Source organism: Roseburia sp. 1XD42-69 (assembly GCF_003612565.1).
Taxonomy (GTDB): domain Bacteria; phylum Bacillota; class Clostridia; order Lachnospirales; family Lachnospiraceae; genus Roseburia_B.
In genome coordinates, this window is record NZ_RAZG01000050.1 from 19315 (window position 1) to 29174 (window position 9860).

Here is a 9860-nt window from a genome sequence, read left to right on the forward strand (position 1 = left end):
TTTTTCCCACGAATTCCAGTTGTTGACTTATGGAAAGACTTATAGTATATTGAATTTAGATGCGTGACAATGCGCAAGGAGGAAATGACATGCAGGAGAAAATCAAAGTAGCCGTTGATGCCATGGGCGGGGACAATGCCCCGGGAGAAATCGTAAAGGGTGCCGTTGATGCGGTGAACGTGCGGAAAGATATCCAGGTCTTACTTGTGGGAAAACAGGATATGGTGAAAGAGGAATTAAAAAAATATACATATCCCAAAGACCAGATAAGGGTTGTCCATGCAGAGGAAGTGATTGAAACCGCAGAGCCGCCGGTGAATGCCATCCGCAGCAAAAAGAATTCATCCCTTGTAGTGGGTATGAATATGGTGAAGCAGAAAGAGGCGGATGCCATTGTGTCAGCGGGGAGTTCAGGAGCTATCCTGGTAGGAGGCCAGGTGATTGTAGGCAGGATTAAAGGAATCGAGAGGCCCCCTTTAGCCCCCCTTATCCCCACGGAAAAAGGAGTATCCCTTTTGGTGGACTGCGGGGCGAACGTTGACGCCAGGGCAAGCCATCTGGTACAGTTTGCCAGAATGGGCTCCATTTACATGGAACATGTGGTAGGGATTAAAAAGCCGAAAGTTGCCATTGTAAATATCGGTGCGGAGGAAGAGAAGGGAAATGCACTGGTAAAAGAGACATTTCCGCTGTTAAAGGAGTGTAAAGACATTAATTTTATCGGCAGCATTGAGGCAAGGGAGATTCCCCACGGACAGGCGGATGTGATTGTCTGTGAAGCTTTTGTGGGAAACGTTATCCTGAAATTGTACGAGGGCCTGGGAAGCACTTTTTTCCGGGTGGTGAAAAAAGGGCTCTTAAGCAGCTTAAGAAGCAAAGCAGGGGCTGTTTTGATTAAACCGGCATTAAAATCTGTACTAAAGACATTTGATGCATCAGAGTATGGCGGCGCTCCCTTACTGGGGTTAAAGGGCCTGGTGGTAAAGACCCACGGCAGCGCCAAGGCTTTGGAAGTTACCAATTCCATTATCCAGTGTGTAACTTTTAAAGAACAGGATATTAACGGAAAGATTAAAAACAACATTATTGGAGACGAGTAGAAAGGGAGATACCAGCATGGAATTTGAAAAGCTAAAACAGATTATTGCAGAAGTCTTAAATGTAGACGCAGATGAAATCACAATGGACACTACTTTTGTAGATGACCTGGGGGCGGATTCTTTAGACATTTTCCAGATTATTATGGGAATTGAAGAGGAATTTGACGTTGAGATTAAAAATGAGGATGCAGAGAAGATTGCAACGGTTGCTGATGCAGTGGATCAGATTAAGAATGCTTTGAATTAATGAAAAGAATAGTGAAAGCGAGGATAAGAGGCGTGCCCAAAAAGCTGCATTTCTTTGGCTTTTGGGCCGCCTTCTTTCATTGAGGAAAATATGAGAAAAACAGACAAGTTTCAGGAAATTATCGGTTACAAATTTAAAAATCCAGGGTTGATACGGCAGGCCTTAACCCACAGTTCTTATGCCAATGAAAAAAATTTAAAAAAACATTCGGACAATGAGCGGCTGGAATTTCTGGGGGACGCAGTCCTTGAAGTTGTTTCCAGCGAATTTTTATATTTAAATTATCCGGACCTCTCCGAGGGGGATTTGACAAAACTTCGGGCAAGCCTGGTGTGCGAACCCACCCTAGCCGCATGTACCGCCCAGATGCAGTTAAAGGAGTTTCTCTTTCTGGGCAAGGGGGAGGAGCTTACCGGGGGAAGAGAAAGAAAATCCATTCTCTCAGACGCCCTGGAGGCCGTGATTGGCGCAATTTATCTGGATGGTGGTTTTACTAGTGCAAAAGAGTTTATTTTAACCTATATTCTCACGGACATTGAAAATAAAAAACTCTTCTATGATAGTAAGACTATCCTGCAGGAAGTGGTGCAGGCAGATTATGAAGAGCAGCTAAATTATGAACTTATCGCAGAGAGCGGGCCGGATCATGACAAAAGTTTTACGGTGGCGGCACGCATTGGAGAGAAGGTCATAGGAAGGGGAAGCGGCCATACAAAAAAAGCTGCGGAACAGGAAGCGGCCTACCAGGCCCTTTTAATATTAAAAAAAACGGATAAAAACACAGCTGAAAAATAGAAGGAATGTAGGGAAACAGTATGTATTTAAAGAGTATAGAAGTCCACGGTTTCAAATCTTTCGCCAACAAGATTGTGCTGGATTTCCACAACGGAATCACCGGCATTGTGGGGCCAAACGGAAGCGGAAAGAGCAATGTGTCCGATGCTGTGCGCTGGGTTTTAGGGGAGCAGAGTGCAAAACAGCTTCGGGGCGCCAGTATGCAGGATGTTATTTTTTCAGGGACAGAGAACAGAAAACCCTTAAGCTATGCCTATGTGGCCATCACCATGGACAATTCCGACCACAGGCTGGACATTGATTTTGAGGAAGTAACCGTGGCCAGAAGAGTGTACCGTTCCGGGGAGAGCGAATACCTGATTAACGGAAGCCCCTGCAGGTTAAAAGATGTCAACGAGCTTTTTTACGATACCGGAATCGGCAAGGAGGGCTATTCCATTATCGGCCAGGGCCAGATTGAAAAAATCTTAAGCGGCCGGCCGGAGGAGCGCCGGGAGCTTTTTGACGAGGCAGCGGGGATTGTAAAGTATAAGAGAAGAAAAGTTACCGCCCAGAAAAAACTGGAGACGGAGCGGGAAAATTTAGTCCGGGTAAAAGACATCTTAGCGGAATTGGAACGCCAGGTGGGGCCCTTAGAGCGCCAGTCGGAAAAAGCCAGGACATACCTTAAGAAAAAAGACGAGCTTAAGACATTGGATGTAAATATGTTTCTTTTGGAAGTGGAGCGGATTGACGGGGAAATGAAAGAAGTAGTTTCCAATTACGATATTGCCGACAGCGACATGAAAGAAACCACAGCCATGTTTGAAAGGGTAAAACAGGAGTATGAAAAGACCCAGAAAGCCATTGAAACTGTGGAGCAGGAGATTGAGGCCGCCAGGGAAAATCTGGGGAATTCCACTGTCTTAAAAGGAAAATTAGAAGGCCAGATTAATGTCCTAAAGGAGCAGATTAAGGCGGCGGAAATGTCCGACGAACATTTTACCAGCCAGATGGAAACCCTGAAAAAAGAGCAGGGGGAAAAATTACAGCAGAAGGAAACCTATGAGGAAGAAAAAAAGGAGCTGGACGGGCAGCTTCTTGCGGTTTCGTCCAGGAGGGAAAAGGCGGAGAGGGAGTTAAATGACTTAAAGCAGGAGATCGACCGGTGCAATAGGGGGATTTCCGACGGGAAAAATGAATTGGTGGAGCTTCTTAACCGCAAGGCGGACATTCAGGCAAGGCAGCAGAAATTTGACACCTTGATGGAGCAGATCAATATCCGCAAAGCACAGTTAAACCAAAGGCTTTTGCAAAAGAAAAGCCAGGAATCAGATTTGGATGAAAAACTGGCTTTGGAAGAAAAAACATTAGAGGAAATCAATGAGACAATCCGGAACTTAAAAGGGGAGGAAGAAGCCCTTTTCATGCAGAATAAGGATTGGGAGAAAAAGTTATCGGAGACAAACCGCACCTATGAGGAAAATACCGCCAAGTACCACAGGACATCCTCACGGCTGGAATCCTTAAAAAATATTGCGGAGCGCTACGATGGTTACGGGGTGAGCATCCGAAAAGTAATGGAGCAGAAAGACAGGGAGAAAGGTCTTTTAGGAGTTGTCTCCGATTTGATAAAAGTGGAAAAAAAGTATGAGACAGCCATTGAGACGGCCCTTGGGGGGAGTATCCAGAATATTGTCACAGAGGATGAGCAGACAGCCAAGAAAATGATAAAGTTTTTAAAGGAAAACCGTCTGGGGCGGGCAACCTTTTTGCCCTTAACCTCTGTGGACGGAAGGGGAAATTTTAAAAATCCCGATGCGCTGAAAGAGCCGGGAGTCATTGGACTTGCCAATACACTGGTGGAAAACCAGGAAAAATTTAATGGAATTACCGCCCAGCTGCTGGGAAGAGTATTAGTGGTAGACCATATTGACAACGCCCTTGCCCTCCAGAGAAAATACCGCCAGTCCTTAAACATTGTGACACTGGAAGGGGAATCCTTACGTCCCGGGGGCTCTCTTACCGGAGGAGCCTTTAAAAACAACAGCAATCTTTTGGGAAGGAACCGGGAGATTGAGGATTTGTCCAAAGAACTGGAAGGGTTAAAGGAGCAGTTAAAGGAGCTTAAAAAAAGGAAAGAGGAGATTGCCACTGCCCAGACCCTCATAGAGGATGATGCAAAAGACATTGGAGAAAAACTGCAGAAACAGTATATTCTCCAGAATACGGCCCAGTTAAATGTACAGCGGGCAAAGGAGTTAAAGGAGGAAGGGGAACAGGATTTAAAGGGCCTGGAAATCGAGCGGGGAGAACTGGAACGCCAGATGCAGGATTTAAACCAGGAGAAAGGACATGCCTTAGAGGAACTTAAGGAAGCTAAAATGCGGGAACAGGAAATCGATATGGAGAGCAGCCAGTTTAAGCAGGTCTTAGACGAGCAGATTTATATTGAGAGCAGTGTGAATAAAACCGTTTCTGAGGTGCTTATGGAGGAGGCAAATATCCGTCAGAAAACAGAGTTTGCCGCAACAAATATAGAGCGTGTCTTAGGGGAGATACAGCGGTGCGATGCCCAGCTGAAAGAACTGAAAGGGGAAATTGCAGTTGCCAGGGAGGATGCCCAAAAGAAAAAAGCGGACATTTTAGAGATAGAAAAAACCATCCTTGCCTCCGATGAAGAGTACACAAAACTGGAGAGGGAGCTTAGGGAAAAGACAAAGCGCAGGGAGGAAATGTCCACGGAATACAAAGGCTTTTTTGACAAGCGGGAGGAAATCCAAAACAGGATCAATGCTTTGGATAAAGAAATATTCCGTTTAAACAGCCAGCGGGAGAAGCTTCAGGAGTCAAAGGAAAACCACACCAATTACATGTGGGAGGAATATGAACTCACCCTGCACAAGGCTATGGAGCTGCGCAATGAGGAATATGAGGATTTATCCTGGTTAAAGAAAATGATTTCCCAGATAAAAGAGGACATCCGAAAACTTGGTGACGTAAACGTCAATGCCATTGAGGAGTATAAGGAAGTTTCGGAACGGTATGAGTTTTTAAAAGGCCAGCACGACGACTTGATAGAGGCGGAGGCAACCCTGGTGGGGATTATTGAAGAGCTGGATACCGGGATGCGCAAACAGTTTGCGGAGAAATTTGCGGAAATCCAAAGAGAGTTTGACAAGGCATTCAAAGAGCTTTTCGGCGGGGGAAAAGGAACCTTGGAGCTATTGGAGGATGAGGATATTTTAGAGTGCGGCATACGGATTATTGCCCAGCCCCCCGGAAAAAAACTTCAGAACATGATTCTTCTCTCCGGAGGGGAAAAGTCTCTCACAGCCATTGCCCTTTTGTTTGCCATTCAGAACTTAAAGCCGTCGCCCTTCTGTCTTCTGGATGAGATTGAGGCGGCCTTGGATGACTCCAATGTGGGAAGGTTTGCAAAATATCTCCATAAACTGACAAAAAATACCCAGTTTATTGTGATTACCCACAGAAGGGGAACCATGGGGGCGGCGGACAGGCTTTACGGCATTACCATGCAGGAGAAAGGGGTGTCCACGCTGGTTTCTGTAAACTTAATCGAAAAAGATTTGGATAAGTAGATTGGAGGAGTTTTTATGAGTGAGGAAAAAAAAGGATTTTTCGGACGCCTGGTGGCAGGGCTTACGAAAACCAGGGAGACCATTGTCTCCGGCATCGATTCTATTTTCAGCGGGTTTTCCAGTATCGACGACGATTTCTATGAGGAGATTGAGGAAATCCTCATTATGGGGGATTTGGGAGTAAATGCCACGGAAAATATTCTTGAGAACTTGAAAGCCAAGGTAAAAGAGAATAAAATTAAAGAGCCGGCGGACTGCAAACAGCTTTTGATTGACAGCATCAAAGAGCAGATGCAGGTGGAGGAAACCGCCTATCGTTTTGAGGAGGAGCTGTCTGTAGTCCTTGTGATCGGCGTCAACGGGGTGGGAAAAACCACCACTGTGGGCAAGCTGGCAGGAAAGTTAAAGTCCCAGGGGAAAAAAGTGGTGATTGCGGCGGCGGACACCTTTCGCGCGGCGGCGGGAGAGCAGCTTTTAGAATGGGCGAACCGGGCCGGTGTGGAGATGATTGGAGGACAGGAGGGGGCAGACCCGGCCTCTGTGATTTATGACGCCATTGCCGCGGCAAAATCCAGGAAAGCGGATGTGCTTTTATGTGACACGGCGGGAAGGCTCCACAATAAGAAAAATCTCATGGAAGAGTTAAAAAAGATTAACCGGATTATCGATAAAGAATTTCCCCAGGCTTACCGGGAGACTTTGGTGGTCCTTGACGGCACCACAGGGCAGAATGCCTTGTCCCAGGCCAGGCAGTTTGGGGAGGTAGCGGACCTTACGGGAATTGTGCTGACAAAAATGGACGGTACGGCAAAAGGCGGCATCGCCGTGGCCATTCAGTCAGAGCTTTCCATTCCGGTGAAATACATTGGGGTGGGGGAGACCATTGATGATTTGCAGAAGTTTGACGCCAATGAGTATGTCAATGCCTTATTTGATGTGAAAGAGGAAGGAGAGAGAGCAGAATGCTGACTTTGGATAAATTTGAAGAGGCAAGTGAGAAAGTAAAAGAGGTTACCCTTGAGACAAAGCTGGTATACAGCAATTACTTAAGCAGCCAGACGGGAAATAAAGTGTATTTAAAACCGGAAAATATGCAGTTTACCGGGGCTTATAAAGTCAGGGGTGCCTATTATAAGATAAGCACTTTGTCAGAGGAGGAGAGGGCCAAGGGGCTGATTACGGCCTCCGCGGGAAACCATGCCCAGGGCGTGGCCTATGCCGCCCAGTGTTACAATGCCAAAGCGGTGATTGTGATGCCCACCACCACCCCCTTGATTAAAGTAAACCATACCAAAAGCTACGGGGCGGAGGTTGTGCTTTACGGGGACGTCTATGACGAGGCCTGTGCCCATGCCTATGAGCTGGCGGAAAAAAACGGGTATACCTTTATCCATCCCTTTGACGATTTGGCGGTGGCCACGGGACAGGGAACCATAGCCATGGAAATTTTTAAGGAACTCCCCTTAGTGGAGTATATTTTAGTGCCCATCGGAGGGGGCGGCCTTGCCACAGGAGTGTCCACCCTGGCAAAACTTTTAAATCCCAAGATTAAAGTCATCGGGGTGGAGCCTGCCGGGGCCAGCTGCATGAAGGCCTCCTTTGAGGCGGGAAAAGTCGTCACACTGCCCACGGTAAACACCATTGCCGACGGCACGGCGGTAAAGACTCCGGGAGAAAATATTTTCCCATATATCAAAAAAAATCTGGATGATATTATTGCCGTAAATGACGACGAGCTGGTGGTAGCTTTCCTTGACATGGTGGAAAACCATAAAATGGTGGCGGAAAATTCCGGCCTTTTAACTGTGGCGGCGTTAAAGCATTTAAATGTGAAAGATAAGCGGGTAGTTTCCATTATCAGCGGGGGAAATATGGACGTGATTACCATGTCCTCCGTGGTGCAGCAGGGACTGATTTTAAGAGACCGTATTTTTACAGTTTCCGTTCTTTTGCCGGATAAGCCGGGAGAGCTGTCCAAAGTGTCAGAGACCATTGCAAAAGAGCAGGGAAATGTCATTAAGTTAGAGCACAACCAGTTTGTAAGCATCAACCGCAATGCGGCGGTGGAGCTGCGGATTACGTTAGAGTGTTTTGGGACAGACCATAAAAGGCAGATTATGAAAGCCTTAGAAAAGGCAGGGTACAAGCCCAAGCAGGTGCGCACAAATCTTTAGGAGACAGGGTGAATTTTTCCTGGGATTTGTCGTTCTGCAAAATAATTATTTGACGGGAGATAGAAAAAATGAGTGCAATACAGCAGGATATGACAGTGGGGAAACCGGGAACAATCATATTAAATTTCACCCTTCCCATTTTTATCGGAAACGTATTTCAGCAGTTTTACAGTATGGCGGACACTATAATTGTGGGGAAGTTTGTGGGAACCGACGCTTTGGCGGCGGTGGGCAGCACTGGAACCATTATGTTTTTAATTTTTGGTTTTATCATGGGGATGACGGCGGGGCTTTCCGTTATCACCGCCCAGAAATTCGGGGCAGGGGATATGGATGCCTTAAAAAAATCCGTGGGTTCCTCCCTCTGGCTTTCCGGGGGAATGACCCTGCTTTTAACGGCAGTTTTTATGTTTGGGATGAAGTGGCTTTTAGAATTTATGCACACCCCAAAAGATATATTTGCAGATTCCTATACCTATATTATGATTATCTGCGCAGGAATTGTGGCTCAGATGCTTTATAATCTTCTGGCAAGCCTGCTGCGGGCCATTGGAAACAGCAAAGTGCCCCTGTACTTTCTCATACTGTCCGCACTTTTAAATATATTACTGGATTTGGTTTTTATTATTGCCTTTCACATGGGGGTATCCGGGGCAGCCTGGGCTACCGTGATTTCCCAGGGGATATCCGGACTTATCTGCTTTTACTATATTGTAAAAAAAGTCCCTATTCTCCATGTTTCCAGGGAAGATGTCAGGCCGGATAAGTTTTTGATTTATACCCAAATCCGCATTGGCCTGCCCATGGCCTTACAGTACTCCATAACCGCCATAGGCGCTATGATGGTGCAGGTTGCATTGAACCTTTTGGGTTCCGGGGCGGTGGCGGCCTTTACCGCTGCCAACAAAATCGAGCAGATTGTCACCCAGGCATACGTGGCTATGGGAACCACTATGTCCACCTACTGCGCCCAGAACACAGGGGCGGGGAAAACAGACAGAATCCGCCAGGGATTCCGCTCCATCTCCATTATGGGGTGCGTTTACTCTGTTGTGGTGGGGATTTTTATCATTGCGGTGGGGCGTTATTTCACCTACCTTTTTATTTCCGAAAATGTGACGGAAATTATGGGTCGGGTGCATATTTATCTGGTATGCGTGGCACTATTCTTTATTCCCCTTATGGTGGTAAACGTGTATAGAAACGGCATCCAGGGCATGGGTTACGGGTTCCTTCCCATGCTGGCGGGGGTGGCGGAGCTCACAGGAAGAGGAGTTGTGGCGGTGATTGCCGCAAAGCAGGAAAGCTATGTGGGGGTGTGCCTGGCAAGCCCTGCGGCATGGGTTTTGGCCGGGGGGCTTTTGCTGGCGGTGTATTTCCTTATTATGAGGAAAAAGCAGCCTGATGCGTGAAGGGAATAAAGCTTTACACTTTAATTCCGGCTTGCTATAATGAAAAGAGATACAAGCCAATTTTGTTTATGAGAAAGCAGGTGGTCATATGCCAACAGGAGTAGAAGTCGCAAAGGCTGCTCTTGATAATTTTATGAAGATTCAGGAGTATATGCAGCTGGCAAAAAAAGAAAATGCTATTGAAACATATGCGAAATTGAAAGATGAATATTTGTCGTTGAAAGCAATTCTTCAAGTATGCGGTGTAAATCTTACAGATATTGATAAGATGAAAGAATAGTACATTGGTCTTGATGGGGAGAAAATGGGGGATTTTTATGTTTATGCAGGATGAGAAGAAAAAGATGAAGCCGGATATAAAAAAAAGCATATCTGCTTCAAAAGATGCAGGCAGGGAGTCCGCTTTTGCCCCGAAAAATTCCAGGGGCTCCCCGGAAATATACGGGCAGGGATAGAATCCCTGTCCGGTTTTAATATGGAACTCAAACTTCGCACATAGATTTTAGCTATGCACCTTGAAAATTCAATATCTGGCAGTTATTCAGTTGTCA

9 protein-coding genes are annotated in these 9860 nt (G+C 46.3%); all 9 read left to right on the forward strand.

Translation table 11 applies throughout. The features are described 5' to 3' along the window. The first annotated feature begins 89 nt into the window (after nucleotides 1-89). The 9 genes from plsX (at nucleotide 90) to D7Y06_RS26065 (ending at nucleotide 9764) form a co-directional block, all read left to right on the forward strand. Nucleotides 90-1100 (forward strand): phosphate acyltransferase PlsX, encoded by a 1011-nt coding sequence (plsX, locus tag D7Y06_RS17985; RefSeq protein WP_120409113.1) that lies wholly within the window; start codon nucleotides 90-92, stop codon nucleotides 1098-1100. 16 nt (nucleotides 1101-1116) lie between these two features. Continuing rightward, complete coding sequence (gene acpP / locus D7Y06_RS17990) at nucleotides 1117-1347, forward strand: acyl carrier protein (protein ID WP_120409114.1); 231 nt, start codon at nucleotides 1117-1119, stop codon at nucleotides 1345-1347. Between the two features lie 90 nt (nucleotides 1348-1437). Further along, nucleotides 1438-2142 carry a ribonuclease III gene (rnc, locus tag D7Y06_RS17995; protein WP_120409121.1) on the forward strand — a complete coding sequence of 235 codons (705 nt, stop codon included), beginning with the start codon at nucleotides 1438-1440 and terminating at the stop codon, nucleotides 2140-2142. 20 nt (nucleotides 2143-2162) lie between these two features. Next, nucleotides 2163-5723: a chromosome segregation protein SMC gene (gene smc / locus D7Y06_RS18000; RefSeq protein WP_120409115.1), complete on the forward strand. Its 3561-nt coding sequence runs from the start codon at nucleotides 2163-2165 to the stop codon at nucleotides 5721-5723. A 15-nt stretch (nucleotides 5724-5738) separates the two neighbouring features. Further along, nucleotides 5739-6692: a signal recognition particle-docking protein FtsY gene (ftsY, locus tag D7Y06_RS18005; RefSeq protein WP_120409116.1), complete on the forward strand. Its 954-nt coding sequence runs from the start codon at nucleotides 5739-5741 to the stop codon at nucleotides 6690-6692. Then, on the forward strand, nucleotides 6686-7897 hold the full coding sequence (gene ilvA, locus D7Y06_RS18010; RefSeq protein ID WP_120409117.1) for a threonine ammonia-lyase: 1212 nt from the start codon (nucleotides 6686-6688) through the stop codon (nucleotides 7895-7897). The genes ftsY and ilvA overlap by 7 nt, the downstream gene beginning before the upstream one ends. Nucleotides 7898-7965: 68 nt before the next feature. Continuing rightward, nucleotides 7966-9309 (forward strand): MATE family efflux transporter, encoded by a 1344-nt coding sequence (locus D7Y06_RS18015; RefSeq protein ID WP_199714758.1) that lies wholly within the window; start codon nucleotides 7966-7968, stop codon nucleotides 9307-9309. Between the two features lie 88 nt (nucleotides 9310-9397). Next, complete coding sequence (locus D7Y06_RS18020) at nucleotides 9398-9589, forward strand: hypothetical protein (protein WP_120409118.1); 192 nt, start codon at nucleotides 9398-9400, stop codon at nucleotides 9587-9589. Between the two features lie 37 nt (nucleotides 9590-9626). After that, a complete protein-coding gene (locus D7Y06_RS26065) occupies nucleotides 9627-9764 on the forward strand; it encodes a hypothetical protein (RefSeq protein WP_158591412.1) in 138 nt (45 codons plus the stop codon). Nucleotides 9765-9860: the final 96 nt, after the last annotated feature.

Excerpts from the sequence above, each read along its gene's own strand:
- D7Y06_RS18015 (WP_199714758.1), top strand. The coding sequence starts at position 7,966 with ATGAGTGCAATACAGCAGGATATGACAGTGGGGAAACCGGGAACAATC.
- plsX (WP_120409113.1), top strand. The coding sequence starts at position 90 with ATGCAGGAGAAAATCAAAGTAGCCGTTGATGCCATGGGCGGGGACAAT.
- ilvA (WP_120409117.1), top strand. The coding sequence starts at position 6,686 with ATGCTGACTTTGGATAAATTTGAAGAGGCAAGTGAGAAAGTAAAAGAG.
- smc (WP_120409115.1), top strand. The coding sequence starts at position 2,163 with ATGTATTTAAAGAGTATAGAAGTCCACGGTTTCAAATCTTTCGCCAAC.
- rnc (WP_120409121.1), top strand. The coding sequence starts at position 1,438 with ATGAGAAAAACAGACAAGTTTCAGGAAATTATCGGTTACAAATTTAAA.
- D7Y06_RS18020 (WP_120409118.1), top strand. The coding sequence starts at position 9,398 with ATGCCAACAGGAGTAGAAGTCGCAAAGGCTGCTCTTGATAATTTTATG.
- D7Y06_RS26065 (WP_158591412.1), top strand. The coding sequence starts at position 9,627 with ATGTTTATGCAGGATGAGAAGAAAAAGATGAAGCCGGATATAAAAAAA.
- acpP (WP_120409114.1), top strand. The coding sequence starts at position 1,117 with ATGGAATTTGAAAAGCTAAAACAGATTATTGCAGAAGTCTTAAATGTA.
- ftsY (WP_120409116.1), top strand. The coding sequence starts at position 5,739 with ATGAGTGAGGAAAAAAAAGGATTTTTCGGACGCCTGGTGGCAGGGCTT.